This window comes from Corynebacterium sp. UMB6689, assembly GCF_030215295.1.
Classification (GTDB): Bacteria; Actinomycetota; Actinomycetes; order Mycobacteriales; family Mycobacteriaceae; genus Corynebacterium; species Corynebacterium aurimucosum.
In genome coordinates, this window is sequence record NZ_JASOLS010000275.1 from 1 (window position 1) to 239 (window position 239).

1 protein-coding gene is annotated in these 239 nt (G+C 60.7%); it reads left to right on the top strand.

The window, feature by feature from the left end:
• The coding region (locus QP363_RS13500; protein ID WP_284764871.1) for an ECF transporter S component at positions 1–239 on the top strand (239 nt) is incomplete at both ends.

The window sequence follows — 239 nt, forward strand, 5'->3', positions numbered from 1 at the left end:
GCCCGATTGGTGGATTGATCGTCCGCAAGCCGGGTGCTGCAATCCTGGTTGAGGTCATTGCTGCTTCGGTTTCCGCTGCGCTGGGTTCACAGTGGGGTATTTCGACGCTGTACTCGGGTCTTGCTCAGGGTCTGGGCGCCGAGATCATCTTCGCTCTCTTCGTTTACCGTCGCTTCAGTCTGACGATTGCCGCCCTTTCGGGTGCCGGCGCCGGTGTGGGCGCGTGGATCCTTGAGTTC